This is a genomic window from Thermosulfurimonas marina (assembly GCF_012317585.1).
GTDB lineage: Bacteria > Desulfobacterota > Thermodesulfobacteria > Thermodesulfobacteriales > Thermodesulfobacteriaceae > Thermosulfurimonas_A > Thermosulfurimonas_A marina.
On the sequence record NZ_CP042909.1, the window covers coordinates 1,310,429 to 1,335,962 of the forward strand.

Here is a 25,534-nt window from a genome sequence, read left to right on the forward strand (position 1 = left end):
AGGGCAACCCCATGAAAGAGTTTAAGATAAAGCGCCGGACCTTCCTCAAGTCCCTGGCCTTCGTGGGCGGAGCGGTGGCCGCCGGGGAGCTCCCCTGGCTCACCCAGCTCTACGCGGACGAGGACGGCTTCTATCACCTGGCCCAAAACGCCTATCCCTTCGACAAGCCGGAGACCGTGATCTATTCCACCTGTCTCCAGTGCCACACGGCCTGCACCATCAAGGGCAAGATCTATCAGGGGGTGCTGGTCAAGATCACGGGCAACCCCTACAGTCCCATGAACATGTGGCCCCAGCTCTCCTACGACACTCCTCCGGAGAAGGCCGTAAAGTACGACGCCCGTCTCTGCCCCAAGGGTCAGGCGGGCATCCAGAGCCTCTACGACCCCTATCGCCTCCGTAAGGTCCTCAAGCGCAAGCCCGGGACCAAGCGGGGAGAGGGCCAGTGGATCACCATCCCCTTCGAGCAGGCCATCGAAGAGATCGTAAACGGAGGGAACCTTTTCGGCGAGGGCCATGTGCCCGGGCTTAAGGAGATCTGGGCCGTGCGCGACCCCAAGCTCATGAAGGAGCTCAAAAAAGACGCCAAGGCTGTGGCCGAGGGAAAGATGAGCCTTGAGGAATTCAAGCGCAAGCATAAGGACCATCTGGACAAGCTCATCGATCCCAACCATCCGGACCTCGGCCCCAAGAACAACCAGTTCGTCTTCCTGGCCGGCCGGATCGAGCACGGACGCAAGGAGTTTTCCAAGCGCTGGCTCAAGGACGCCTTCGGCTCGGTGAACTGGTACGAGCACACCACGGTCTGCGAGCAGTCTCACCACATCGCCTATAAGGAGATGACCCGGAAGTATCACCAGGGCAAGTGGATCAAGCCCAAGGAGCACATGAAGCCCGATGTGCCTAATGCGGAGTTCGTGATCTTTTTCGGGACCAGCCCCTTTGAGTGCAACTTCGGCCTTCTACGACAGCCGGGTCAAGCTGGTGAAGGTCTCCGGGGCCCAAGGGGAGCGTCCCTGGGAGGTCTGGGAGAAGTGGGCCCGCAAGGCGGCTTAAGGATGAGCTTCTGGATACCCCTCCCCATCATCATATTGCTTTTGGTCGGGGTCGGGCGGGCCGGAGGCCCGGCTTCGGCCCTGACCGCCCCTCCTCCCGCCAAAAAACAGGCGGTGAGGCCGGAGAAGGGGTGTCCGCTCCTCAAGAATCTTCCTTGGTCGGGAAACGGCACGGACAACGGGACAGAAGAAGAGGAGGAGGATTTCGGGTGTTGACCCAAAATTTTCACCAAAGTGACCAGGCCGGGCCTCAGAGTCCCGGCAAAGTTTTGGAAAAAACGCCAAAAGGAGGGAGAGGTATGAAAACGGGAGTCAGATGGTTGGTAGGTCTTTTGGCGGTGGTTCTCCTTGCGGCCTTCGGGTACGCCCCGGTGCGGGCGGCTCAGATCGACGATCCGCTGCTCCGGGTCCTGGTGCGCAAGGGGATCCTGACCGAGGAGGAGGCCTTGGAGATCAAAAAGGAGGCGGAGCTTGAGGCCCAAAAGCAGAAGGAGGAGGTGGCCAAGGCTGCGGCGGAGAAGGTGGCCAAGGAGGGGCTGGCCCTTCCCAAGGCCCTCCGGGGGGTAAAATTCGGCACCCTCACTTACCTGGACTACACCAACGGATACGGGCCCTTTGATAACGGAAAAGAGGAGGGGCAGAGCTACTTTACCGTGATGCGTGCTTATTTCAACTTCAAAAAGAAAATCAATTCCTGGCTCTCCTTTCGCTTTACTCCGGACATCCATCCGGGCAATGAGAGAAGCTATGATCTGCGGATTAAATACGCTTATGCCCAGTTCAAACTCCCTGATTTCGGATTCCTCACCGATCTCAAGATGGAGTTCGGGCAGGGGCACTTCCCCTGGCTGGACTTTGAGGAGCACATCAACCCTTACCGTATGCAGGGCTGCATGCCTCGGGAGTTCTTCGGCACCTTCAACTCCGCGGACCGGGGAGTCTCCATTGCCGGGAACCTGGGCGGCAAGCTGGATGCGGACTTCGTGAAACGGCTCACGGCCCACTACCCCATCTACAACCACTACGCCGGAAAGTACGGGACCTTCTGGCTCTCTTATATGAACGGCTCCGGGTACTCCAGCGAGGAGGTCAACGAGAACAAGGCCGTGGAGCTGCGGCTCACCCTCCGGCCCTTCCCCCACTCCACCAGCGGTATGTTCCCCCTGGCCGGCCTTCAGTTTAGCTACTTCGGTATTTACGGCGAAGGTAACAGGGCTGTGGCCGGTCTTGGGGACCCAGACTACACGGTGAATCTCTTTATGCTTTCCTACCAGCATCCCTGGTTCATGGTGGCTGCGCAGTACAGCACCTCTACCGGAAATAATAATGGGAAGTGGGTAGTTCAGCGTCCAAGTGGGAAAATGGAAGAGCTTGATACGGAGCTCTATTCTATCTATGCTGATTTTACTCTTCCGGTATTCAACGAAAAACTTCACCTTTATGCTCGTTGGGATCATTTCGACCCGAACGACACCGGAGATTACCTTGATACGGATTATGGTCGAATCCCCGATAGCAATGACGAGGCCGACCACTACATTCTGGCCCTGGCCTACTATCTCACCGGGAAAAACATCCTCATGTTGAGTGCGGAATGGGTGAACTTCGACAAATATTACCGTATCGGTGACACGGGATATTTCAATGAGCACTGGGGTGCCTATAATCCTTCCGGGCCGATCAACCTAGACGACGGGTTCCGGATCCAGACCGTGTTGCAGATTAGCTTTTAAGGGCCCCGAGCCCACCCATACCCACAACCCCACACCCTCCTCGGGGCGGGCTCCGGCCCGCCCCCTTTTTACTTGAAAATCTTTCGAAAGGGGTAAACCGCCTAAATCCCTTCGGGAGGTTGGAGGATGCGCAAAATACCCTTGATTCTTCTTTTGACCTTTCTGGTCTTTTTCTTTTCCCTTCCTCTTCAGGCGGAGGAGCAGCCGAGTCTGGAAGAGATCCTTTCCGAGATCCGGGCCCTTCGGGCGGAGTTGCGGGAGAAGGACCGGCGCATTCAGGCCCTGGAAGAGGAGGTGAGACGCCTCCGGGCTCAGATGGCCGAAAAGGCCCGGCCTGCGGAAAAGGAGGCCGCTACGGCCAGGGTGGAGATCTCGCCCCCGGTAAAGAGGGTCACCTTCGGAGGGCAGTACCGCATCAACTCCTACAGTGTGCACACCCATCGCAAGAATCTGAACGCCAGCCGCCTGCGTCTGCGGCAGAACCTGGACCTGGTCTTCTCCGAGGCCTTTCGCACCCATCTTCAGGTGGAGCTGGGACACACCCCGGCCAATATCACCAAGACCGAGGAACGCCTACGCGTGCGCCATGCGGTCCTCACCTGGGCCCCCCGCAGGGATCTCTCCCTTGAGGCCGGGCTCCTTCCCCTTTCGGACCGGGCCGCGGAGATGCTCTATTCCGCGGACTGGGACTATAACCCCCTGGCCCTGACCCTCTCCTACCGCAACCCTTACTGGGGAAACTTCCGCCTCTTTGCCGCCCAGCTCAACGAGGGGGACGAGGCCCTGGCCCACGACGATTTCCTGCACTACGAGCTGGACTGGGAGCGCCCCCTTTCCCCGAATCTCACCCTCTCGGCCTTTGCCCTTTACGCCGAGGTGGCCGAAAACTACGCCAACCCCGCCGGAGGGCCTTCGAGCCACACCCGTCCGCACTTAAACTACGGCCTGGGCCTCTCCTTCAAGCCCTACGAGGACCTCACCCTGAGAGCGGTGCTGGCCGGTTCTTTCACCGACCGGGAGATCCTGGGCACACCGAACGACGCCTCGGGCTGGCTTCTGCGGCTTGAGGCTGAAAAGACCTTCCCCTGGGGCTCGGCCAGCCTCCTTTTTACCCACGCCAGCGGGGACTCCGACGGCGAGGGCTTTCTGCCCATTATGGCCCTGGCCGGCACTTACGGCTACTGGGGCTACACCGGGATTCTCACCGTGCAGGGGCCTACGGATACCGGCTTTGACGACACCGCGGTGAACGTCTCCAACAACGGCTACGGGCTGACCACCCTCCAGGGCCGCCTCCGGTGGCGCCTTGCGGACTGGGCCGGGTTGACCCTGGCGGCGGGCTGGTTCGGGAACACCGAGGCCCCCGGAAGGGACGACCTCGTGGGCTACGACTTCCTGGGAATGCTCACCCTCAGGCTCCACCGCTACCTTACCCTGGACCTGGGCCTGGATTATGCTCATCTCAAGGACAGCGTGAACGGCTATGAGAGCCGGGACTTCAACTTCGCTCCCGGAAAGGAAGAGGACAAGCTGGCGGCCTTCAGTCGCCTCCAGGCCGAATTTTAGGTTCAGGAGGTGGGTTGTGTGGAGGGTGCTTCTCCTGGTGCTTGCGGCGGGGCTTCTTTTCGGGGGGCCCGCCTGGGGGGCTTCGGGCTGCCTGCGCTGTCATGAGGGGATCAAAAAGATTGCCGAAAATCCGGTCATGGGGCGCCTTTCCTGCGTCTTCTGTCACCGGGGAAACCCCGAAGGCCGCACCAAGGAAGAGGCCCATCAGGGGCTCTGGAGCAACCCCTCGGATCTGCGGGTGGTGGACCAGACCTGTGGCCAGTGTCACGGGGAGATCGTGACCCGCCTCAAAAAGAGCCTTCACGCCACGAGTGCCGGGATCATCAGCGCCGCCCGTTATACCTGGGGCGCGCAGAAGACCCGGCGGGCCCTCTACGCCCCTTACCCGGTGCGCGATGAAGACGGCCACATCCCCGGCCAGCGCGGGGCCCTTCCGGAACTCCAGGCCCTTCCCCTCTATGATCCTCAAAGACCCATAGGCCCTACCAATCACCCGGTGGACGACTATCTGCGGGCCGAGTGTCTGCGCTGTCACATCTGGACCCGGGGAAAGGAACGCCCCGGGGACTACCGCTCCAGCGGCTGTGCGGCCTGCCACGTGATCTACGCCGACGACGGCCTTTACCGAGGAGAGGATCCCACCATCCCTAAAGACGAGCCCGGGCATCCCCGGCTCCACCGCATCACCACCCGCATTCCGGTCTTCCAGTGCCAGCACTGTCATAACCGGGGCGGGCGCACCGGGGTGAGCTATATGGGGATGATGGAGTCTGACGGCTACTGCTCGCCCTGGAGCGGAAAGGCCGGGGTGAAGGCCGGGCGCAAGCTCCACGGTAAGTGCTACAACCACCTAGTGCCGGACATTCACTACGAGCGGGGCCTGGCCTGCATCGATTGTCATCTGGAGCCCGAGATCCACGGGGACGGGAACATTTACAGCAAGAAGGATGAAGCGGTGGAGATCGAGTGTGAGGACTGTCACGGGACGGTGAAATCCCCGGCTCCCCTACGCACCTCCCGCGGGACCTCTTATCCCAACCTTAAGCGAAAGGGCTCACGGGTGATCCTGATCGGAAAACTTGACGGGAGAGAACACCCGGTCCCCCAGGTGCAGGAGGTGGTGCAGAGAAATCGGCAGGCGGCGGTAGCCATGGAAATCCCGTCCCATGCTCGGAAGCTTGAGTGTTATGCCTGCCATGCGGTCTGGGCTCCACAGTGCTACGGCTGTCACGCCCAGCAGAACCTTGCGGAAAAGGCCGGAGACTGGTTGCGTTACGGAAAGAGCGCGGACGAAAGTCTCACCGGAAGGGAGAAAAATCGCCTCAAGACCGCCCACCACTGGCGCGAGACCCGGTCCTACCTCCGGTGGGAGAGCCCGGCCCTGGGCTGGAACGCCGAGGGCAAGGTGGCTCCCTATATCCCGGGCTGCCAGGTCATCTTCACCCAGATTGGCCCGGACGGAAAGCCCCGCTTCCTGAACCACATCTTTAAGACCGCCCAAGGCACCTGGGGTATCGCCTCCAACCCCATCCAGCCGCACACCGTGCGCCCCCGGGCCCGCTCCTGCGAGGACTGCCACGCCAACCCCAAGGCCCTGGGCCTGGGAACCGGGCTCTACCGTGCGGACTGGAACGGGGTGCCCTTTCCCTACGGGCTGGACCAGATCGTGACCCCGGAGGGCCGCCCCATTCAGGCCGTAAGTCACGACGGGGCCCGGCCCTTCAACGGCAAGGAATTGAGGCGCATCCTGCGGGTAAACATCTGCGCCTCCTGCCACGGATTCATGCGGGATCCCGAATTCTGGAAAAAGGTAGTGGACCGAAACGGGCGCGCCCCGGACGATGCCACCCACCGGAAGGTCCTCCGGCACCTTCTCCGGGACTCGGTTCGGTAAAAGAGGGGGGCCGCAAGGCCCCCTTAGTTTCCGGACAGACCGTATTTCTGGAGTTTGGCCCGCAGGGTGTTGCGGTTGATACCCAGGAGGCGAGCGGCCCGGAGCTGGTTGCCCCCGGTCTCCTCCAGCACCCGGGAAAGAAGGGCCTTTTCCACGGTCGCCAAGACCCGTTCGTAGAGCTCCCCTTCGAGACATTCCTTTCTCAGGCGTTCCACCAGCTCGTAGGCCAGAAGCCCGGCGGCGTTTCCGCCGGAGGTCCGGGGCTCCGGAAACTGGATATCTTCCGGCAGGATGAGGGAGCCCCGGGCCAGGACCGCGGCCCGGGTGAGGGTGTTTTCCAGCTCTCTTACATTTCCCGGCCAGGAATAGGCCAGGAGCCTTTCCAGGGCCGCCTGGCTGAGGAAAATCCTCTTTCCCAGCTCCCGGGAGGCTTTCTCCACGAAGTAGTGGGCGAGGATCGGTATATCCTCCCGGCGCTCCCTCAAGGGAGGGATGTGGATGGTGAGAACCCGCAGGCGATGGTAAAGGTCTTCCCGGAAGGCGCCTTCGGCCACCAGGGCCTCAAGATCGCGATTGGTGGCGGCCAGCACCCGCACATCCACCCGCCGGGTTCGGCTTGAGCCCAGGCGCTCCACCGTCCCCTCTTCTAGCACCCGCAGGAGCTTTACCTGGAGGGCCGGGCTCATGTCCCCCACCTCGTCCAGGAAGAGGGTCCCTCCATGGGCCTGTTCAAACTTTCCGGGGTGAGCCCGATCGGCCCCGGTAAAGGCCCCGCGTTCGTAGCCGAAAAGCTCGGCCTCAATAAGGGTCTCCGGAAGGGCGGCGCAGTTTAAGGCCACGAAGGGTTGGGCTTTGCGGGGGCTGTAGTGGTGGATGAGGCGGGCCACCAGCTCCTTGCCCACCCCGGACTCTCCGGTGATGAGGACCGGGGCCGGTGAGGAGGCCACCTGGCCGATGAGCTTGCAGACCTCCAGGATGGCCCGGCTCTTTCCGATGAACTGCCGACCTTCCCCGAGCCCGGTCTGGCAGGGAAGACAGAGGCCGCTTTCAATCTCTCGGGAGGTCAGGGCCCGGGAGAGCACCGCCCGCAACTCTTCGGTATCAAAAGGCTTTACCACATACTCGTAGGCCCCGGCCCGCATGGCCTCAATGGCCGAGTCCGCGTCCGCAAAGGCGGTGATCACGATCACCGGAAGTTCCGGATAGCCCTCCTTGAGCCTTTTGAGGACTTCCAGACCGGAGAGATCCGGGAGTTTGAGGTCCAGAAGAACCACCGAGACCTCCGGAGAGATCCGGGAAAGGCCGGTCTTTCCGTTTTCGGCGGTGAGAAAACGGTACTCCTGAAGGGCCCGGGGTAGGGCGTAAGGGATGGACCGATCGTCGTCGATGAGGAGAATGAGGGGTTTAGCCACGAGGGCCCTCCGGATTTTTAATCGGCAGAGAGATCTCCACCTCCGTCCCCTCTCCCTCCCGGGAACGGATTTCGATTTCTCCCCCGAGATTTTGCACCAGATTGTAGGTGATGGCCAGCCCCAGGCCGGTTCCTTCGGGCTTGGTGGTGAAAAAGGGCTCGAAGATCCGCTGGCGCACCTCCTCCGGGATGCCTGGCCCGGTATCCCGGACCGCAAGCCGGAGGTGGCCGTCCTGGAGGGTGGCCGCCAGGTGGAGCTCTCCCCCCTCAGGCATGGCCTCCAGGGCGTTGAGGACCAGGTTGAGCAGGATCTGTTTCAGGGCCTCCGGCGAGGTCTCCAGAGGAGCCAGGCCCTCAAAGTGGGTAACCAAGGTCACCTTCTGCTTTTTGGCCTGGGGACGAATCAGTTCCGTCACCTCCCCCAGGATTTCTTCGGGATCCACCCTCTGAAATCTCAATTTTTCTTTTCCGCTCCGGGCAAAATCCAGGAAATTTTTTACGATACGATCGATCCTCTGGATCTCCTTTTCCAGAACTTCAAAGTCCTCCGGGGTAGCCTTTCCAAGACGGGCCAGTTTCACGAGGAGACTGATGGAGGTCAGGGGGTTTTTGATCTCATGGGCCACCCCGGCGGCGAACTGCCCCAGAGCGGCCAGCATCTCCGAACGGGCCATGCGCTCATGGGTCCGGCGAATCTCTTCCACCAGGTCTCTAATCTGGAGACTCATCTGGTTGAAATTCTTTACCAGTTCCTGGATTTCGCCCACGGCCTTTACCTGCACGGTCTCTCCAAACCCCCCTTGTCCGATCCTTTGGGCCGCCCGGCTGAGGATCAATACCGGTCGCACCACCCGACGGGCCATCCACAAGGCGGCCAGAGTCCCATTGACCATGATCACCAGAACCAAGATAAGGAGGCGTTTTTCCGTGTCCCGCATTTTTTGTCCTACAGCTCCTGGGCGAAGATAGAGGCGGATCTCCCCCAGCCGGCCGATATCCGAGGAAACGATCTCTTCCCGGATGACCACCAGATGGGGGTCGGAACGAAATTCCCGGGGAAACCGGATCTGGATACCGCTGCTTTCGGAAAAAAGTTCCGCTCCCACCAGGTCGGGCTCGCTCTGGACGGCATTTTTAAGGAGGGCGTAGAGACGATAAAGGTCCTCGTAGAGGAGGGGTTCGGTGGCCTCTCGGGCCAGGGCCTGGGCTTGAAAGTGGAGCCGGGCCAGGATTTCCCGCTGGAAGAAGGCCTTTTCCCGGGAAAGGATGAGGTAGGAGACCGCCAGGGTGGTAAGGGCAATGATCAGGGTGAGGGTCGCGGAGATCTGAAAGGCCGCGCTGCGGAGGAACCTCAGAAGGGGCATCTCTTGAGGATCTCAAGGGTTTGGCGATAGATTTCGTGTTTCGGGGGCAGGAAGCGTTCTATACCCATCTTCTGAAGCACTACCCGGCCTTCCGGATCTTCGGGCATATGAAGGAGGAGACTCAAGACTTTCCGCCGGAATTCCTCCGGGCTTTCGGGCGAGGCTACAAAGGGCGGAATCCCCAGGAGGGGAGACTTTTCCAGGATGCGCACTTTATTAACATAGGAGATCCCCCGGACTTTGAGGTCTTCAAAGACCAGGCTGTCCACGGAGGCCCCGTCCACCAAACCCGCGGCCACTATCTCGATGGACTTTTCGTGCCCGTGAGAATAAAAGACCTTCCGGAAAAGTTTTTCCGGCGAGGTTCCCAGCGTGCGCAGGCGGGCCAGCACATAAAGCCGGCCGGTAAGGGAGAGGGGGTCGGTGAAGACGAAGGTTTTCCCTCGGAGGTCTTCAAATCGTCGGTAGGGGCTATCCTTGGCCACGATGATGTAGGCCTGGTAATAGTAGCGGCCGTGGATGACCGGGATGGCCAGGAGCTTTAGCCCGAAATCTTTGCGCCCGGCCAGAAAGGCCCCGGTGCACACATGCCCAAAATCTGCCTCCCCGGAGGCCAGCATGCGGTTTACTTCTTCGTAAGTGCGGCGTTGTTTAAGGATTACCGGTCTTCCCAGCTTCCGGGAAAGATAGTTAACCAGGTCATAATAGGTCTCCATGGTGATGGTGGGGGAGGTCATAGGGGAGACCACAAAGACATAGGCCTCTCTGGCCTGCACCCCCCCGGCCCAAAGGAGGATCACCAGCCATATAGTCCAAAATTTCATAATTTTCAAATAACATGTCCTGGGCGAAGGACAATTTGGTGAATTTTCTCTCGGAGGAGGTCTTTAAGGTACCACGTCGGTAAAGAGGGCCAGGTAGCCGTAGGGGAAATAGAGGTCTTCCGGGCTCAGACCCCTGCGGGAAAGGATCCGGTGCACCTCCGGAAGGCCCTCCCGGGCCAGGGACACCAGGGCCCGCGTGAGAAGACAGTACTGGCGGGCCCGCTCGGGGGAGTTTTTAAAGAGCACCGGGCAGCGCCCTCCACAGTAAAAATCTGCACTACATTCCGGACAGCCAAGTTCCTCCCGATAATTTACCAGAAGGGAAAGGGCCCCCGGAGAACTCTGCCAGCAAATCCTCCCTTTTTCATCCACTTGCGCCAGCACGAAATCTTCTCCCAGATCCGCACAGGGCAGGACCTTTCCCCCTTGAAGGTCAAAGTTTTCGGCCCGTTCCACCCCACAGCCCGTATGCCCGCGCCGCAGACCCTTAAGGAGGAAAAAGAGGAGTTCATTTAGCGGAAGGACCGGAAGGATCTGGCCTCGGGCCAAACGTTCCAGATAATGTTCGAAAAGCCCGACCAAGTCTTGCTGATAGATCTGAAAGAATTGGGGAAAATCGCGTATGGGCTCATCGAGCTCGATGAGGTGCCAGAAAAAGTAGTCCGCAAGACCTTCTTTTTCCAGCCGCAGAAATTCGGCAAGACAATCCGCAAGCCGGGCCCCTTCCCTTAGGGTGGACCACATGAGCACCCGGGCCGGGGAAGCCCGGCGCAGGGCCCTTAAGTTTTCCCGGATGCGGGCCAGATCCGTCCCCCGGCGGAAGAAGTTATGTTGCCTTTCCGACCCATCGATAGAGACGGAGACCAGCCAGAGGTCTTGAAAGAGGTTGGGATGGGCCGCCAGGGCCCGCGAGATAAGTTCTCCATTGGTATAGAGCATGAAACGGAGGTCTCTTGAGGAAAAGAGGGCCCGAAGGCGGCTCCTTACGGCTTCCATCTTTTCCGCCGCCAGAAGGGGCTCCCCGCCGTAAAAGGCCACCACCGCCGGACGCCCTTTGGCCTTGTCTATCAACTCCGCCAGGGCCTGGGTATCTCGCTCCGGTTCACATTCCCAATCCTTCCAGAAGTCCTCCCGTCTTCCGAAGGAAAGGGCATTGATACAGCCCTCACACCGGGCCTGACAGCGTCCGGTAACGGTGAGATGCAAAAGGACCGGCCGCCTTCGCCCCAGATACTTCGCAAGCTCCATGCCTATAAAATGGAAGATTTTTCAAAAAGGGTCAACTTTTTGGCACGATTTATTAAAAAGTGCCAAAAAGCCCTAAAGGGACCTCCGAGGATTAGGATTCCCCTTGATCTTTACACCACCCGAGCTATCCTTCCCAAAAAACAAAGAATCTGCTCCGGGTCGGCAACTAGGTGACCGAGAGAAAGAGGTCTTGTTATGGAGAGTTTTGAAGGAATTAATTCGGCCTCGCTCTTCTAAGCTTTGATAGCTGAAGTGCTCCTCGGTTTTTGCACACCTTTTGTGTTAGGCGAAGATGCTAGGAATCAGGAGGGGCGCCATGAGGAAACATTTCACCATAGACGAGCTGGAAAAACGTGGTAAAGGAGCAAGGATAGCCGAACACTTCGAAAGTTTACGCCAAAATTTGGTCCCCCGGAAATTCTCAGGCGGGACGATAGTCCGGAATTCAGGGCACGACCTCATTCAACCCTAAACTATCGAAAACTATGGAAATCTGGAAGGAAAATGAAGGAGGTCCCCCAGGTGGTGTGCAGAAAAAGGGGCAGGTATAATGGATCCTAACATTTCAGGTGTGCAACGTGTGGGCCATCTCAGATGCGCTATCTTTTGGTAGGGTTTCTTTTTAGTTTTTTGGGCTGTCTTTTTTTTATTAGGCTCAATCTCTTTTATGATGTTCAGGAAGGGGTGCAAAAGTTTCATACAAGGCCTACCCCAAGGATCGGGGGACTGGCCATTTACTTGGCCTCTCTTTTGGTTTCCGGGCTTTTTTTCCTGGCCCAAAAGCCCTTTGCCAGAGAGCTTTTCCTTGTCCTGCTTTCCGCTTTTCCGGTATTTTTAGGGGGTCTTCTTGAGGATATACTCAAGAAGGTTCCTCCCAGGTGGAGGCTTTTTTCCGGTTTTTTGTCGGGGGCTCTGGCCTTTTTCTTGGTCTCTGCCAGAGTAAGCAGAGTTGATCTTCCCTTGTTTGATAATCTTCTTTCCTTTTCTCTTTTTTCTCTGATTTTTACTGCTTTTGCCTTTGCCGGAGTGGCGCATGCCTTTAATATCATTGATGGTTTTAATGGACTTGCTTCAGGAGTTGCCATGCTTATCTTTGGAGCTTATGCTTATGTGTCCTTCCTTAATGGTGATTTCTTTTTGCTCTACTTGAGTTTAATTCTTTTTTCCGCTACTCTGGGCTTTTTCCTCTGGAATTATCCCTTCGGATTAATATTTTTAGGGGATGGAGGAGCCTATTTTCTTGGTTTTATGGCTGCAACTATAGGGGCTCTTTTGGTAAAAAGACATTCGGGTGTTTCTCCATGGTTTCCTCTTCTTCTTGTAGTGTATCCTGTCTGGGAAACTCTTTTTTCAATCTATCGAAGAAAATTTCTTAAAAGTCAATCTCCGTTTTTGCCTGATGCCATCCATTTTCATACATTTGTTTATAGGCGTTTAGTTAAATTCTTTTTAGGAGGGGACATAGAAGATTCTAAAAGAAACGCTTATACTTCTCCTTTTCTATGGATTATGGAATTGATGTGTCTTGTTCCCGCAGTCTTATTCTGGAGAAGCACTCCCTTGCTTATGTTATTTGTTTTGTCTTTTATAGCATTTTATACCTGGCTTTATTTTAGAATTGTTAGATTTAAAACGCCAAAGATATTTAGAGCTTTTAATTGAACTTAGAAGATCTTGCCGGGGTTGAGGAGGCCTTTGGGGTCGAAAAGGTGTTTTAGGCCTTGCATGAGGGCCAAAGCCCGGGCGGGGATCTCTGCCGGAAGCCAAGCCCTGCGGGTAAGCCCTACGCCGTGTTCCCCGGAAAGGGTTCCGGAAAGCTCCAGGACCAGGTGAAGGATTTCTTCGCGCAGGGCTCGGGCCCGGGCCTCCTCCTCCGGCTGAAAGAGGATATTGACGTGGAGATTTCCGTCTCCGGCGTGGCCAAAACAAGTTAGGGTAAGACCATACTTTCGGGCCCGGGCCTTGGCCTCAGAGAGGAAGCGGGGAAGGCGAGAGCGGGGCAGCACCACATCGTCTGCCGTGCGGCGGGAACCGAGCCTTTTCAGGGCCGGAGAAAGCCCCCGGCGAAGCTCCCAGAGGGCCTCCGCCTCCTCCCCCGAGGCCTCCTTCAGGAGAAGGGCCCGGGTCGCCAGAGTCTCTCGGGCCCGAGAGACCTCTTCGGCCACGCCGGCCTCCGTACCGTCGAACTCAAAGAGAAGGATCCCACGGGCTTCTTTTTGGGGATAGTCCAGGGCCGAAAGGGCGGTCTTGTCCAGAAATTCCGCGGCTGCCGGAAGTCCTCCCCCTTCGAGTACGGCCTGCATGCCGGAAAGGGCGGCCTCCTCGGACGAAAAGGCCGCAAGAAGGGTCCTCCGGGCCGGAGGCAGGGGAAGGACCTTGAGGGTGATCTTGGTGAGCACGGCCAGGGTCCCCTCGGAGCCCACGAGAAGCCGGGTGAGGTCATAGCCCATGACCCCCTTTAGGGTGCGGGTGCCCAGGGGGAGGACTTCTCCTCCGGGAAGCACCGCCTCCACGCCCAGGACATAGTCCCGGGTGACCCCGTATTTGAGTCCTTTGGGGCCTCCGGCACAGGTGGCCACGTTGCCCCCGATGGTGGAAAAGGAGAGGCTGGCCGGATCCGGGGGATAGAAGAGACCGCGGACGGCCAGGGCCTCCTTGAGCCGGGCGTTTACCACCCCGGGCTCCACCACAACCACCAGATCCTCGGGGTTGATCTCCAGGATGCGGTCCATGCGGGAGAGGGCCAGGACCAGCCCCCCTTCGGAGGCCAGCGGCCCCCCGGTGGTGGCGGTCCCGGCCCCCCGGGGGATCACGGGAAACTCCTCCTCGTAAGAAAGGGCCAGGATCCGGGAGACCTCTTCCGTGGTCTCCGGGAGGGCCACGGCCTCGGGGACAAAGGTTAGCCCCGAGGCGTCGTAGGCGTAGGAAAGGCGCCCGGCCTCATCTTCCAGAAAGCGCGGCCCCAGGAGTTTCCTCAGGGCCTTCCGGGCGGTCTTCGAGATCCTCCTCAAGACGCAGACTCTCCCGCAACTCCTTTTCCAGATATTCTAACCGGTAACGGAAGCGGTCCGAAGAGACGAGCTTGCGTTCCACGGCCTGCAGGGCATAGACCACCGTGGCGTGATCCCGGTTGAACCGCTCTCCGATGGCCGCAAGGCTTTTGGAGGTGAACTTGCGCAGGAAAAACATGGCCACCTGGCGGGGCTCACTTATCCGCTTTTTCCGGGAGGAAGAGCGCAACTCCTCGGGATCGATGTGGAAGGCCCGGCAGACGGCCTGAATGATGATTTCGGTCCGGTCCGGGCCCTCCGGAGGGGCGATTTCGGCTACCAGCTCCCGGGCCAGCTGGAGGGTGACCGGTTCGCGCAGGAGGCTGGCCCGGGCGATAAGCCCTACCACCGCACTTTCGATGCGCCGGATGTCTCCTCGCAGGCGTCGGGCCAGGAATTCCACCACCTCTTCCGGGAGTCGGTACCCCTGGCGGGCGGCCTTACGGCGGATAATGTTCTTGCGGGTCTCGTAGTCCGGAGGATTGATGCGCACGATCACTCCGGCTGAAAGGCGCGAACGCAGGGAAGAGTCGAGATGCGAGAGCTCATGGGGCCGTCGGAGGGAGGTGAAGACCACCGCCTTTTCTTCCTCGTAAAGATGATCCAGGGCCAGGGCCAACTCCCCTTGAGTAAAGTCTCGGGGGGGGATCTGGTGGATTTCATCCAGTACCAGGACGTCGCAGCCTCGCCAAAGACGTTCCTTGAACTCCTCCATCTGGCCCCCTCTTAAGGCCTGCATGAGGCGCGTGGTGAAGTCCCGGGCGGTGAGATAGCAGAGACGAAGGCCCTCCTTTTCTTTAAGGAGGGCATGCCCCAGGGCCTGGGAGAGATGGCTTTTGCCCAGACCGCTTTCGGCGGTAAGGTAGACGATCTGGCCCCGGGGATCCTCCACCACCCGGCGGCAGACCCGGTAGGCCAGCCGGTTGCAGTCCCCCACCACGAATTCCTCGAAGGTGAAACGGGGAGAGAGCCGGCGGCCCAGGACCCGGGCCGGCTCGTAGGGAAGGGCTAGCTGTACCGGGGCAGGGGTCTCCTCCTCCACCACCCACTCGGCCTCCTTCTCCGGGGCTAGACACTCCAGGGCTTCGGCAAGAAGCCTTCCATAGTTTTCCTCCACCCATTCTTTACTAAAGGTGTTGGGGAAGACGAGGCGGACCCTGGAGCCCTCCTCTTCCAGCCTTAAAGGCCTTATCCAGACCCGAAATGCGGACTCAGGAAGCCTTTCGCGAAGATAATCTTTGATTTTTTCGGATAAAGAAGGCATTCCTTTCCTCCGAGGTGAACTTCCCGAGGGTTCCCTTTTATTTAACGTCTCTTCCGGAAGAAGGCAAAATTTCCGAGGGGCGATTACGCCCGAATAGGGGGATCTAGGATCATAGCCATATTTTTAACAAAAAGAGGACCGGTTATAGATCGGACTTTTTAATTTTCGGTCAGTCGAGGGAAAATTGTTTTTCAAATTTTGGCCAGATTAAGAGGAATTTTTTTAGAACAAGACCCCTTACAAACACCGGAGGTTGGGCAGGAGAGCTTGCCCGATCTTGCAATTTCTTCCGGGTTCTGGCGGATGAATTTGGGGCGACCCTTCGGGGGGTTAGAAATAAGCCCGAAAGGCTTTGTCTCTCAAGGCTTTTCCGAAAGGCCTCGGGAGTTTCGCCAGGGCTCCAAATCTGTTAAAAAGAGGCCATGCGTGTGCCCTCGCTTGAGGAGTGTTACCGAATCCTGGAGGAGGAAGGGGTTCCCCCGCACATTCTGCGCCATTCGGAAAAGGTGGCCCTGGTAGCCGCCTTTCTGGCCCGCAACCTGCGAGACCTGGGAGAGCCGCTTTCGCTTCCCCTGGTGGTGGCCGGAGGGCTTCTTCACGACCTCACCAAACATCGTTCCCTTGAGACCGGAGAGAACCATGCCGAAAGCGCCCGCCGAAGGCTCCTGGAACGGGGCTTTCCGGAGGTGGCCGAGGTGGTAGGGCAGCACATCTTCCTCAAGCCCGGGCCCCCGGGGACGCCCCTTCGGGCCGAGGAGGTGGTCTATTACGCGGACAAAAGGGTGCGGCACGAAGAAATCGTCTCCCTCAAGGAGCGTTTTCAGGATCTCCGGGAGCGTTACGGCCGTCGACCGGCCTCCTGGGTGCGCATCTGGCGTCTGGAGGAGCTCACCAAGCTTCTGGAAAGGCGCCTTTTTAAGAGACTTCCCTTCGGGCCGGAAAAGGTGCTAGAACTGAACCAGGTGGAGGATGTGAAGGCATGCTTTACCGCGTGGCTCTCCTAGCCGGAGGGGACTCCCCGGAAAGAGAGGTGGCCTTAAGGGGCGGAGCGGCGGTGGAAAGGGCTCTCAAGGCCCGGGGCCACGAGGTGGTCCGTTTTGATCCCCCACGGGACCTTCCGCGGCTGGCCGAAAGGGCCGCAGAGTTCGACGCGGCCTTTCTCGTTCTCCACGGCCCGGGCGGAGAAGACGGGACCATCCAGGGATTCCTCGACTCCCTGGGACTCCCCTATCAAGGGGCCGGGGTCCTGGGCTCGGCGCTGGCCATCCACAAGGGGCTCTCCCGGCTCCTTTACCGGGAGGCCGGTCTTTCTGTGCCTCCGGGGGGACTTTTTTCCCGGAAGGAACGGGAGCGGATTCCCTCCTTTTGTGAGGAATTGGGCTATCCGGTGGTGGTCAAGCCGGCCACCCAGGGTTCAAGCCTCGGACTTTCGGTGGTGAAGAGCCCGGAGGACCTTTCCTCGGCCCTGGAAAGAGCCCTGGCCCTGGACCGGGAAGTGGTGGTGGAGAAGTTTTTGCGTGGAAGGGAGCTCACGGTGGCCGTGCTGGGGGAGGAGGCCTTGCCGGTGGTGGAGATCATTCCCCAGGGGGCGGAGTACTTCGATTACCACACCAAGTACACCCCGGGGGCGGCCCGGGAAATCTGCCCGGCCGAGATTCCGGAGGAGGTGGCCCGCCGGGCCCAGGAGGCCGCCCTCCGCGCGCATCAGGCCCTGCGCCTCCGGCACTACAGCCGCACCGATCTCCTCCTGGTGGAAGGGGAGATCTATCTTCTTGAGACCAACACCATCCCCGGGATGACCGAAACCAGTCTCCTGCCTCTGGCGGCCCGGGCGGCCGGGCTTTCCTTTGAGGATCTGGTGGAGCGTCTCCTGGAGATGGCCCTAGAGGGCTAGGGCCTCTTCTATAAAACTTCGGACCTTTCGGGAAAGTTCCTCCCGGTCGCGGGGGCCGAGGCCTTCGGTGGGGATGGGTGGCCCCACGATCACCTCCACCAGGCCGGGACGTATGTAAAGGCTTCCCCGGGGAAGGATCCGGCGCGTTCCCCGGAGGGCCACCGGGACCGCCGGGACCCGGGCCTTTATCGGGAGCACAAAGCCCGCGACCTTGAAGGGAAGGAGGCGGCCGTTCGGGCTGCGGGTCCCCTCCGGAAAGACCACCACCGAGAAGCCCTCCCGGATCCTTTCCACACAGGCCAAAAGGCTCTTTACTCCTTCCCGCGGGTCCTCCCTTTCCACCGGGATGTAGCCCAGGGCCTGAATGCCCCAGCCGAAAAAGGGAATGCGGAAAAGGCTGCGTTTGGCCAGGAAGCGGATCTCAAAATCCCGCAGGGCCTCCTCTAAAACGGGAATGTCCATCTGACTTTGATGGTTGGCGAAAAAGACGTAACGTTTCCCGGGCTCCAGGTGTTCCAGGCCCTTTACCCGCAGCCTCACCCCGGAGATGGAGAGCACCAGATGGCACCAGAGCCAGGCCACCTTGTGGGCCAGGGGGCGGTTGAAAAGGGAAAGGAAGATGGCCACGGTGCCGAAAAGGGGCACGGAGACCAGGGCAAAGATCCAGAGGGCGAGATTGCGCAAAAAGGTCTCCATGGTTTGCTCCGGATGCCTTCCAATGGTAAGAAATTCCCGGAAAAGGTCAAGAAGGAGGGCTGTGCGGTGAGGATATTCAAGGCGGGAAGTGTCCCGGGGAAGCGCCTGGTCGAAAGGCTCAAACGGCGGGGCCAGAAGATCCCGGCCCGGCTGGAACGGGGAGTGCGCCGGATCCTGGCCGAGGTGCGCCGGAGGGGGGACGAGGCCCTGGTGGATTATACCCGGCGTTTTGACTGCCCGAACTTTGAGGTTGCGCAACTCCGGGTAAGGGAAGAGGAAATCTTTGAGGCCTATCGGGAGGTCTCCCCGGAGATCCTTTCGGCCCTGAGATTGGCCATCCGCAACGTGGAGGAATTCCATCGGCGCCAGTTGAGTTCCTCCTGGTTTTACACCCGGCCGGAGGGGGTCTTTTTGGGACAGATGGTAAGGCCGGTCTCTTCGGCCGGACTTTATGTCCCGGGCGGGGCCGGGGGAGAGACCCCCTTGATTTCCACCGTGGTCATGACCGCGGTACCGGCCCGAGTGGCCGGGGTCCCGCGGGTGGCCATGGTTTCCCCTCCCAACCGGGAAGGGAGGCTGCATCCCGCCCTTCTGGTGGCCGCAGCCGAGTGTGGGGTCACAGAGATCTATCGGGTGGGAAGTGCCTGGGCCATTGCCGCGCTGGCCTACGGCACGGAAACCATTCGTTCGGTCTCGGTGATTGCCGGCCCGGGAAACATCTACGTCACCGTGGCCAAAAAACTCCTTTACGGCGAGGTGGGGGTGGATCTGGTGGCCGGCCCCAGCGAGGTCCTCATTGTGGCCGATGAGTCCGCCTCGGCCGAGCACCTGGCCTGGGACCTCCTAGCCCAGGCCGAGCACGACCCCCTGGCCACAGCCCTCCTTCTTACCCCCTCCGGGAGGCTGGCCCGAAAGGTGAAGGAGGCCCTTCTCCGGGCCCTGGAAAGGCTTCCCCGCCGGGAGATCGCCGAGGCGGCCCTAAAAGGCCAGGGGGGAATCCTCGTGACCCGGGATCTTGAGGAGGCCCTGGAGCTGGCCAACGCCATCGCCCCGGAGCACCTGGAGCTGGCCGTGGCCGATCCCTTTGCCCTTCTTCCCCGGGTCAAAAATGCCGGCGCGGTCTTTCTGGGAGGGGGCACTCCGGAGGCCCTGGGAGATTACGTGGCCGGGCCCAACCATGTCCTTCCCACCATGGGGGCAGCCCGCTTTGCTTCCGCCCTTTCGGTGGAGGTCTTCCTCCGGCGGATAAGCCTTCTTTCCTACGGGCCCGAGGCCCTGGCCTGGGAAGGGGAGGCGGCGGTGCGTCTGGCCGAGACCGAAGGGCTTTTTGCCCATGCCGAGGCCGTGCGGGTGCGCCTCAAGAGTCCTTGAGGTAGGAGGGGAGGGGCGTGGCCCAGGACTCCTCGTCGAAATAGAGTTCGCGCAGGTCCCGGGGAGGTTCAAATTCCGGCACCCGCGGGCCCTCCACCACCTCGAACCGTACGAAGGAGCTTTTGTACCAGTCCACCTCCGGAAGCGGAAGCTCGAGCTTTTTCATGATCTCGTAAGTCTCGTAGAAGTGCTCCCACCGGTTCTCCTTTTCAGGGTAAATGGCGAAATCGCGCAGGATATCCGTCACCACCAGACCGGCCGAAAGGATGAACTTTTCGAACTCAAACCACTTTCTGAGGGAGGCCTCCCGGTGGGTGAAACCCATGTAGCCCGCAGCTCCCGGACCACGCAGGGCCTCAAGGCACCGGCCCACAAAGAGCTTGAGCCCCTTTTTGGTCTCCACCGGGTCGGTCACGAAGACGTCAAAGGCCCCCTTGAGGGGCTCCGGCAGGGCCTCGATCACGTTGTAGTCGTAGACTTCAAGGTTTGAAAGCCCTTCTTTTTCGGCAAAATCTTTAATGAAACGGTTGATGCGCTCGTCGATCTCCACCACCACTACCCGGCGGGGCATGCGGGTAAGCCCCATGGCCACGGAAAGGAGATCGTCGTCGCCCAGGATGAAGATCTCCGTGTCTTCCAGGTCTCCGCGCTGGTAGATGTAGGCCACCCGGCGCACGGTATCCACCGGACGCACGAAGCCCTGGTCAAAGTCGCTGGTGGGAAGAGGCCGCTTCTCCGTGACCTCCAGGAAACGCCGGTAAATTTCCTCCCAGTATCCCCGGAGGGTTACCCCCAGACCGCAGGCCTCGCAGACCGTATCGGCCAGAGGGTGAAGAGGGACCTCCCGGGCCAGCTGGAAGCGATGCCCCCGGTAGACGATGAGGCCCTCCTGAAGAAGGGACTTCAGGGCCTCAAAGAAGGCTGCGATGTGGCCATCCTGGTGATTGATAAGTTCCCAGAAGGTCTGCGGACGGAGCTTGAGGGCCCGCAGGATCTGTTTTTTTATTCTCTCGGTTTCGCTCATGGAAAGGACCTCCTCCCAACCTCCCTCAAACCTAACAAAACTTCCGGTCCTTACAAGGCTCCCGAAGTGGTGGTACTTAAATTTTTGTGTCCGGGTATTGAGAAAAAAGGGAACCCCTTCTACCGGAGGGGCTCCCCGAGCAAAAGGAAAAATCTAAAACAGGAGGTAAACTTATGAAACAGGATAACCTCTTTACCGAAAATTTCTAGAGGAACTTCAGAAGTGGGAAGACTTTGTCCCTCAGGAATTCTTCTCCTGGCTCTTCAGAAACCTGGGCTTGGCCCACCGCACCATCCATCTCAAAAACCACCCCCACGACAAAGGAAACGGTTTCTACCAGAGAAATCTCCAAATAGGAGGACTATCCTTCCCGGTAGAAATTGCCCGCACCCGCTACGAAAAATTCCGCCCTTTCTTTCTCCCCCCCAGGCCATACTCGCTACCTACCCGAAGACTACCTCAATCTGGCTTTCTCCACCCTCAATTCCTCACCTCTGCCCTCGGATTTGGCTGCGGTTTTCCTGGACGGCAAATCCATCCGCCAAAAAGTTAAAGAGGGTCGCTGGAGGCGTCCTACATAGTGTTTCGTCAACTGTGTCCGCAGGATAAGAGGCCTTCCTCCATAAGATCCTCAAAACCTCTCAGTTTTCGCGAACGGTATTTCTCCTCTAGACCCCTAAGCACCAGATAGACTACCTTGTAAAGTGCCCCAGGCTCACAGAAAACCTCTATCACCTTGGTCCTGCGCTTGACCTCTTTAATCAGCCTTTCAAGCTGATTCGTGGTGTAAATATAATTCCGAATAGGCTCCGGATATTCCAGAAAAACCAAGAGATCCTCGAGGTTCTCCTCCCAGTGCTTCACTACTTCCGGATACTTCCCTTGCCACCGGGCCTTGAAAGCCCTGAAGGCCTCCAGGGCCTCGGACCTCCTCCCAGCCCGATAAATTTTCCTCAAATCCTGAGCCAGCGCCTCTCGGTGAGACCTCCGAACCTTCCTCAGGCTATACTTGAGACTGTGAAGAACGCATCTCTGAAACCTGGCCCCAGGATAAACCCTGAGAACCGCCTCCTTCAAGCCTGATAGCCCGTCCCCTATGACCACCTCAATCCTCTTGAGACCTCTTTCGCGCAGTTCGTTGAAAATTTCCTGATAAACCAGAGCGCTCTCACCTTCCCCTCCACTGGTCCAAAAGCCCACAATCTCTCTGGTCCCATCTCGCCTTATCCCCAAAGCCAGATACACCGGCTCCCTGGCCACAGTTCCTCTCCTCACCGGCAGAAAAGTAGCATCCAGATAAAGGGCAAAGTATTCCTCCGAAAGCCTTCGCTTTCTCCAGGACTCAATTTGGTCCTCGGCTACCTCCGTTAGTCTGCTTATACTGGCTGGCGAATAGTAAGCCCCGTAAATGGTCTCGATAAATCTTGAAACCGCCCTGGTACTGGCTCCCGAAGCGTACAAGGCCAATACAGCTTCTCCCAAGTCGAGACCGGCTCTTCTCCTTGGAGGAGGTAGAATCTGAGCTCTAAAGTTTCCATCTCGAGTTCTGGGAACCATAAGGCCTTCAATAGGCCCGTATTTGGTGAGAAGGGAGCGAGAGTAGAAACCATTGCCTTTGGTTTCAGGGTGTTCCTCAAGGTAAAGGCTTCTTTCCTCAATAGCCAGTCGCTCAATCACGCTTTTAATGGCCTCCTTGATGAGGTCCTCCAGCTTTTCTATAATTTCTCTGTCCTGCATGGCCTTCCTCCTTCCCTTTGGTTTGACTCCCACTTATTATCGCAAGGAGGAAGGCCTCTTTATTTACCCCCTCGGACACAATTTGTGAAACACTACCGGCGTCCTAACTGGAAGTATCGGGAAGTAGCTCATCTCCTGAGGTACCTTTTTGAGGAGAGGTTTTCTAAAGATGACCACTAAGTCCAGACACAGAAAACTTGACAGGCGCTCCCGAAGTTTTCTAACCTGAAAAACAATTACACTTTTGGAGGGACCCCATGGAAAGGCGCACCTTTTTAAAGGCCGTGGCCGGGATTCTGGTGGGAGGGCCCCTGGTGGCAAGGGAGGCCCGCGGAGAGGAGACCTATCTGCGCCTCAAGGATCCGGCCCATCCCAGCCTTCTGGAGAAAAAGCACGTCCCGGCGGTAGAGGCTCCTTCAAAGGTTAAGGCCGGGGAATGGTTTGAGGTGCGGGTGCGGGTGGGATATCTGGTGGAGCATCCCTCCACGCCGGAACACTGGATCACCCGGATCGAGCTCCTGTGTAATGGGAAGCAAGTGGCGGAGGTGCGTTTTCCCCGGGGTGGAAATCTTTCCCCGGTGGCCGTTTTCCGCGTCCGGCTCAACCGTTCGGCAGTATTGGAGGCGGTGGAAAACTGCAATCTCCACGGGACCTGGATCAGTGAGCCGGTAAAAGTGGAGGTGTCCTAAGAAAGAAGGGCCTCCAGTTTTTGGGCCGCTTCCTTAAATCGAGGGTCTTCGTAGAGGGGGGCGCAGTCGGAAAGCTCGGCCTCGAGCGAGGCCAGCTTTACAGCAAAGGCCATACAGGTGAGTTCCCCGCAGCGGCCGCAATTGGTCCGGGGAAGGAGTTTGTAGATTTCTAGGGGAGGAGGGAGGGTGTGGGGTTCGTAGCGAGGGGTGAGGGAATCCCTTTCGCTCCAGACCTTTTCCAGGAAGGCCTCCACCTTTTCCTTGGCCCGCCGTCCTATCTCCATGTCCGGCACCGGGCCGATCTGCACGTTGTCCTTCCTTACGGCCACCTTCCAGCCCTCCAGCCGGAAGACCAGGGCCGGCTCTTCCGGATCGTAATAAAGGACCTTGGCTACGGCGTTGAGATAAGGAAGGAGGGGAGAGAGATCCCTTTCCGCCGGCACCACCACCTTGTAACGGGGACAACGGGCGTCCACGTAACAGGAGGCCGGTTCCAGCCGAAAATCTTTACGCAGGAGGGAGGTATTCAAGTTTTAAGTCCTTTCCGGGATTTAAGGCCTGGCGGAGGGGGAGGGATTCGAACCCTCGGTGCGGGGTTATGCCCCGCACATGCGGTTTCCAGCCGCACCCCTTCGTCCACTCGGGCACCCCTCCGGCCTTCCTTATTCTAAACGCTTGCCCCCTAAAATCAACCCGCCGATTTGTCCCGTTTTCCCGCAGTCTTCCGAGGAGATACTTATCCCGGCCCTTGAGCACGATCTCGTTTTCGATGAAGTAGGCCGAAAGCCTTTCCAGGGCCCTTTCGTAGGCTCCGTCCACATCCCGGGCAAGCTCCGGCATCTCCAGGTAGGAGCCGAAAAGGATCGCCGCGGAAACTCCCGGGACCCTGCAAAGCGCCCTTTTGAGACGGGAGACGAGGTCCTTTACTCCTCCAGGACGAAGATGGCTCACTTCCGGCACTCTCGGGGCCTCCTCCTCAAAGGCTACCAGGTTTCCCTCCCGGCGCAATCCCGCACCAGGCCTTATGGGGAAATTCCGGCCCATGGAGGTTGAACGCCCAAGAAGGAGATATTTTTGTCTGGAAGGGGTTGGCTTTTTTGAGGAAAGGGAGCTAAGGAGAGGCAGAAAAACTTTATCTTGAAAACCTTTAAAGCTGGGGCTACATTCCAAAATATGGAAAGCAAGGAGATGTTTTTTGTTTTTGGCACGGCTAAGGCCGGGACTACTTTTGTCCAGATGCTCTTAAATTCCCACCCCCAGCTTTCTTGCCCGGTGGAGCATTGTTTTATAGACATCCTTAACGGCTTAAAACAATTACTTTTGGTGCATTACAATAAATTGTTAGAATATGGAGACCAAATTACGGCCCGTCAGGGGGCGGTTCTATTTGACTCGGAGGATGTGGAATACCTTTTTAGCGTGGCCGTTAAAAGAGCAGCTCTTAAGGGAGCCAGAGGGCGTTCCGTAAAACGCTACGGTCTTAAAGACAACCACTTCGTTTTTTGGCTTCCTTTAGTGGAAAAATGGTTTCCCGAAGCCCGCATAATTTCTCCGGTAAGGGATCCGCGTAGTGTGGTAGTTTCCGGGTGGCACTTCAATATGCGGATCAACCCTAACTTTCGTCAAACCCGGGGGAAAACCATTGAGCTTTGGGCTGCCGACTCTGGAGCTATCTGGAAGAGAGACGTTGAGGCTATCCTTTCTTTACAAAAAAAATATCCCGAAAGGGTCTTAATTATACGCTATGAAGATTTGCGCCAAGATCCCGAAAACCACTATGCACGTCTTTTTGAGTTCCTGGAAGTGGATGCGGGTCCCGGAATAGTTAAAAAGGTCATACAGAAAACGGCCTTTGAAAAATTTAAGGACGGACGCTTTTTCCGTCGGGGGGGCCTTGAGGAATGGAAAAAGGAACTCACTCCCCAGGCCATCAAAATCATAGAAGAATTGAACCTCCCCCTCATGAAAACCCTGGGTTATGAACCTTATCTCTTAAAGTAGGAGGCCCAGTAATGTTTGCGAATATGGTTCCTTTAGATCCCGAACGCCATGCCCATAAAAGAATTTTGCGTCCTTCTGGTTATGACTTCGCCCAGAGTTGGGAATTGATTCCTATAGGATTTTCGGAAATTGTGCCCTGTAGCATGTGGTATCCGGTCTTTTTTGCCCGACGAGAAGAACGTTATGGGGTTTTTGCCATGCTTGGGGCGGGAAACACTAACATCTTCGTAAATCCCGACGGAACCTGGAAGACGGGAATTATACCCTCACTAGTCAGGGCTTATCCTTTTTCTCTCAGCCCCACTCCGGAGGGAGATTTTACCATTCTGGTGGACGAGTCGGCCCTTACGGAGGAGAAGGGGGAACCTCTTTTTGAAGAAAAAGGTCAGCCCTCCCCTTACTTGGAAAACATCAAAACCGAACTAACCCGTATAGCCCAGGATCTACACCGGGCAGAAAGTATGCTCAAAGAGGTGGCTGAAGAAGGGCTGCTTACCCTTCTTAGTGTTAAGCATTCCTTCACTTTCGGTAGTCTAGACCTCAAAAATGCTTTGACAACCAATATGCATGCTTTTATAAAAATTAAGCCGGAGAAGCTTTATTATTTTAATACCAAGGGATATTTGCCTTTGCTTTTTACTCAAAATTTTAGCTTGAGGAATTTTGCCCTTTTTGAGATCTTCAAAGAATACCAGGGCCAGATTCCTTTCTAG

General features: G+C 58.1%; 21 protein-coding genes, 1 tRNA gene and 1 pseudogene. 12 read left to right on the top strand and 11 right to left on the bottom strand.

Annotated features, from left to right (window positions below; all coding sequences use genetic code 11):
* Positions 1–11 precede the first annotated feature (11 nt).
* The 4 genes from FVE67_RS06900 to FVE67_RS06915 all read left to right on the top strand — a co-directional run bounded on the left by FVE67_RS06900 (position 12) and on the right by FVE67_RS06915 (position 6,248).
* On the top strand, positions 12–1,271 hold the full coding sequence (locus tag FVE67_RS06900) for a molybdopterin-binding domain-containing protein (RefSeq protein WP_168719883.1): 1,260 nt from the start codon (positions 12–14) through the stop codon (positions 1,269–1,271).
* 83 nt (positions 1,272–1,354) lie between these two features.
* Positions 1,355–2,788 carry a hypothetical protein gene (locus tag FVE67_RS06905; protein WP_168719884.1) on the top strand — a complete coding sequence of 478 codons (1,434 nt, stop codon included), beginning with the start codon at positions 1,355–1,357 and terminating at the stop codon, positions 2,786–2,788.
* 126 nt (positions 2,789–2,914) lie between these two features.
* On the top strand, positions 2,915–4,354 hold the full coding sequence (locus tag FVE67_RS06910; RefSeq protein ID WP_168719885.1) for a hypothetical protein: 1,440 nt from the start codon (positions 2,915–2,917) through the stop codon (positions 4,352–4,354).
* Between the two features lie 16 nt (positions 4,355–4,370).
* Positions 4,371–6,248, top strand: a complete 1,878-nt coding sequence (locus FVE67_RS06915; protein WP_168719886.1) for a hypothetical protein — start codon at positions 4,371–4,373, stop codon at positions 6,246–6,248.
* Between the two features lie 23 nt (positions 6,249–6,271).
* Here the strand turns inward: FVE67_RS06915 and FVE67_RS06920 are convergent, their stop codons facing one another.
* The 4 genes from FVE67_RS06920 to FVE67_RS06935 all read right to left on the bottom strand — a co-directional run bounded on the left by FVE67_RS06920 (position 6,272) and on the right by FVE67_RS06935 (position 11,095).
* Positions 6,272–7,660, bottom strand: a complete 1,389-nt coding sequence (locus tag FVE67_RS06920; protein WP_168719887.1) for a sigma-54-dependent transcriptional regulator — start codon at positions 7,658–7,660, stop codon at positions 6,272–6,274.
* Positions 7,653–9,023 carry a sensor histidine kinase gene (locus FVE67_RS06925; protein WP_168719888.1) on the bottom strand — a complete coding sequence of 457 codons (1,371 nt, stop codon included), beginning with the start codon at positions 9,021–9,023 and terminating at the stop codon, positions 7,653–7,655. The genes FVE67_RS06920 and FVE67_RS06925 overlap by 8 nt, the downstream gene beginning before the upstream one ends.
* Positions 9,011–9,847: a substrate-binding domain-containing protein gene (locus FVE67_RS06930; RefSeq protein WP_168719889.1), complete on the bottom strand. Its 837-nt coding sequence runs from the start codon at positions 9,845–9,847 to the stop codon at positions 9,011–9,013. Before FVE67_RS06930 ends, FVE67_RS06925 begins: the two co-directional genes overlap by 13 nt.
* A gap of 63 nt (positions 9,848–9,910) precedes the next feature.
* Complete coding sequence (locus tag FVE67_RS06935; protein ID WP_168719890.1) at positions 9,911–11,095, bottom strand: radical SAM protein; 1,185 nt, start codon at positions 11,093–11,095, stop codon at positions 9,911–9,913.
* A gap of 594 nt (positions 11,096–11,689) precedes the next feature.
* On the opposite strand from FVE67_RS06935, the gene FVE67_RS06940 reads away from it, so the two are divergent.
* Positions 11,690–12,757 carry an MraY family glycosyltransferase gene (locus tag FVE67_RS06940; protein ID WP_168719891.1) on the top strand — a complete coding sequence of 356 codons (1,068 nt, stop codon included), beginning with the start codon at positions 11,690–11,692 and terminating at the stop codon, positions 12,755–12,757.
* A gap of 2 nt (positions 12,758–12,759) precedes the next feature.
* Here FVE67_RS06940 and FVE67_RS06945 read toward each other — a convergent pair whose 3' ends face one another.
* Positions 12,760–14,106 (bottom strand): FAD-binding oxidoreductase, encoded by a 1,347-nt coding sequence (locus tag FVE67_RS06945; RefSeq protein WP_168719892.1) that lies wholly within the window; start codon positions 14,104–14,106, stop codon positions 12,760–12,762.
* The gene (gene dnaA, locus FVE67_RS06950; RefSeq protein ID WP_168719893.1) at positions 14,036–15,409 is read right to left on the bottom strand and encodes a chromosomal replication initiator protein DnaA; all 1,374 of its coding nucleotides are present in this window, start codon (positions 15,407–15,409) and stop codon (positions 14,036–14,038) included. Before dnaA ends, FVE67_RS06945 begins: the two co-directional genes overlap by 71 nt.
* Positions 15,410–15,831: 422 nt before the next feature.
* On the opposite strand from dnaA, the gene FVE67_RS06955 reads away from it, so the two are divergent.
* Together FVE67_RS06955 and FVE67_RS06960 are read left to right on the top strand one after the other, a co-directional pair.
* Entirely contained in the window at positions 15,832–16,413 is a 582-nt protein-coding gene (locus FVE67_RS06955; RefSeq protein ID WP_168719894.1) for an HD domain-containing protein, read from the top strand.
* Complete coding sequence (locus tag FVE67_RS06960) at positions 16,389–17,303, top strand: D-alanine--D-alanine ligase family protein (RefSeq protein WP_168719895.1); 915 nt, start codon at positions 16,389–16,391, stop codon at positions 17,301–17,303. The genes FVE67_RS06955 and FVE67_RS06960 overlap by 25 nt, the downstream gene beginning before the upstream one ends.
* On the opposite strand, the gene FVE67_RS06965 is transcribed toward FVE67_RS06960, so the two are convergent.
* Positions 17,292–17,999 carry a lysophospholipid acyltransferase family protein gene (locus tag FVE67_RS06965; RefSeq protein ID WP_168719896.1) on the bottom strand — a complete coding sequence of 236 codons (708 nt, stop codon included), beginning with the start codon at positions 17,997–17,999 and terminating at the stop codon, positions 17,292–17,294. The two genes, FVE67_RS06960 and FVE67_RS06965, sit on opposite strands and share 12 nt — an antisense overlap.
* A 12-nt stretch (positions 18,000–18,011) precedes the next feature.
* Between FVE67_RS06965 and hisD the strand changes: the two genes are divergently transcribed.
* Positions 18,012–19,370, top strand: coding sequence for a histidinol dehydrogenase (gene hisD, locus FVE67_RS06970; protein WP_168719897.1), 1,359 nt, complete (start codon positions 18,012–18,014; stop codon positions 19,368–19,370).
* Here hisD and FVE67_RS06975 read toward each other — a convergent pair.
* Positions 19,357–20,394, bottom strand: a complete 1,038-nt coding sequence (locus tag FVE67_RS06975; protein WP_168719898.1) for a bis-aminopropyl spermidine synthase family protein — start codon at positions 20,392–20,394, stop codon at positions 19,357–19,359. The genes hisD and FVE67_RS06975 overlap by 14 nt on opposite strands.
* A 173-nt stretch (positions 20,395–20,567) precedes the next feature.
* Here FVE67_RS06975 and FVE67_RS09625 point away from each other — a divergent pair.
* Positions 20,568–20,957: pseudogene (locus FVE67_RS09625) on the top strand (IS256 family transposase); the annotation flags it as partial.
* Between the two features lie 25 nt (positions 20,958–20,982).
* Here the strand turns inward: FVE67_RS09625 and FVE67_RS06985 are convergent.
* The gene (locus FVE67_RS06985; RefSeq protein WP_425505381.1) at positions 20,983–22,131 is read right to left on the bottom strand and encodes an IS256 family transposase; all 1,149 of its coding nucleotides are present in this window, start codon (positions 22,129–22,131) and stop codon (positions 20,983–20,985) included.
* A gap of 257 nt (positions 22,132–22,388) precedes the next feature.
* Here FVE67_RS06985 and FVE67_RS06990 point away from each other — a divergent pair, with 257 nt between their 5' ends.
* Positions 22,389–22,820 (top strand): desulfoferrodoxin family protein, encoded by a 432-nt coding sequence (locus tag FVE67_RS06990; RefSeq protein ID WP_168719900.1) that lies wholly within the window; start codon positions 22,389–22,391, stop codon positions 22,818–22,820.
* Here the strand turns inward: FVE67_RS06990 and FVE67_RS06995 are convergent.
* Positions 22,817–23,350, bottom strand: a complete 534-nt coding sequence (locus tag FVE67_RS06995; RefSeq protein WP_168719901.1) for a (Fe-S)-binding protein — start codon at positions 23,348–23,350, stop codon at positions 22,817–22,819. The two genes, FVE67_RS06990 and FVE67_RS06995, sit on opposite strands and share 4 nt — an antisense overlap.
* 29 nt (positions 23,351–23,379) lie before the next feature.
* Positions 23,380–23,474, bottom strand: a tRNA-Ser gene (locus tag FVE67_RS07000).
* 519 nt (positions 23,475–23,993) lie between these two features.
* On the opposite strand from FVE67_RS07000, the gene FVE67_RS07005 reads away from it, so the two are divergent.
* Together FVE67_RS07005 and FVE67_RS07010 are read left to right on the top strand one after the other, a co-directional pair.
* Positions 23,994–24,821: a sulfotransferase domain-containing protein gene (locus FVE67_RS07005; RefSeq protein ID WP_168719902.1), complete on the top strand. Its 828-nt coding sequence runs from the start codon at positions 23,994–23,996 to the stop codon at positions 24,819–24,821.
* An 11-nt stretch (positions 24,822–24,832) separates the two neighbouring features.
* Complete coding sequence (locus tag FVE67_RS07010) at positions 24,833–25,534, top strand: SapC family protein (RefSeq protein ID WP_168719903.1); 702 nt, start codon at positions 24,833–24,835, stop codon at positions 25,532–25,534.

Bases quoted from the DNA above. Each gene is read 5' to 3' on its own strand.
- FVE67_RS06900 (WP_168719883.1), top strand. From the start codon at position 12: ATGAAAGAGTTTAAGATAAAGCGCCGGACCTTCCTCAAGTCCCTGGCC.
- FVE67_RS06905 (WP_168719884.1), top strand. From the start codon at position 1,355: ATGAAAACGGGAGTCAGATGGTTGGTAGGTCTTTTGGCGGTGGTTCTC.
- FVE67_RS06910 (WP_168719885.1), top strand. From the start codon at position 2,915: ATGCGCAAAATACCCTTGATTCTTCTTTTGACCTTTCTGGTCTTTTTC.
- FVE67_RS06925 (WP_168719888.1), bottom strand. From the start codon at position 9,023: ATGCCCCTTCTGAGGTTCCTCCGCAGCGCGGCCTTTCAGATCTCCGCG.
- FVE67_RS06930 (WP_168719889.1), bottom strand. From the start codon at position 9,847: ATGAAATTTTGGACTATATGGCTGGTGATCCTCCTTTGGGCCGGGGGG.
- FVE67_RS06935 (WP_168719890.1), bottom strand. From the start codon at position 11,095: ATGGAGCTTGCGAAGTATCTGGGGCGAAGGCGGCCGGTCCTTTTGCAT.
- FVE67_RS06940 (WP_168719891.1), top strand. From the start codon at position 11,690: ATGCGCTATCTTTTGGTAGGGTTTCTTTTTAGTTTTTTGGGCTGTCTT.
- dnaA (WP_168719893.1), bottom strand. From the start codon at position 15,409: ATGCCTTCTTTATCCGAAAAAATCAAAGATTATCTTCGCGAAAGGCTT.
- FVE67_RS06955 (WP_168719894.1), top strand. From the start codon at position 15,832: ATGCGTGTGCCCTCGCTTGAGGAGTGTTACCGAATCCTGGAGGAGGAA.
- FVE67_RS06960 (WP_168719895.1), top strand. From the start codon at position 16,389: ATGCTTTACCGCGTGGCTCTCCTAGCCGGAGGGGACTCCCCGGAAAGA.
- FVE67_RS06965 (WP_168719896.1), bottom strand. From the start codon at position 17,999: ATGGAGACCTTTTTGCGCAATCTCGCCCTCTGGATCTTTGCCCTGGTC.
- hisD (WP_168719897.1), top strand. From the start codon at position 18,012: ATGCCTTCCAATGGTAAGAAATTCCCGGAAAAGGTCAAGAAGGAGGGC.
- FVE67_RS06975 (WP_168719898.1), bottom strand. From the start codon at position 20,394: ATGAGCGAAACCGAGAGAATAAAAAAACAGATCCTGCGGGCCCTCAAG.
- FVE67_RS06985 (WP_425505381.1), bottom strand. From the start codon at position 22,131: ATGCAGGACAGAGAAATTATAGAAAAGCTGGAGGACCTCATCAAGGAG.
- FVE67_RS06990 (WP_168719900.1), top strand. From the start codon at position 22,389: ATGGAAAGGCGCACCTTTTTAAAGGCCGTGGCCGGGATTCTGGTGGGA.
- FVE67_RS07005 (WP_168719902.1), top strand. From the start codon at position 23,994: ATGGAAAGCAAGGAGATGTTTTTTGTTTTTGGCACGGCTAAGGCCGGG.
- FVE67_RS07010 (WP_168719903.1), top strand. From the start codon at position 24,833: ATGTTTGCGAATATGGTTCCTTTAGATCCCGAACGCCATGCCCATAAA.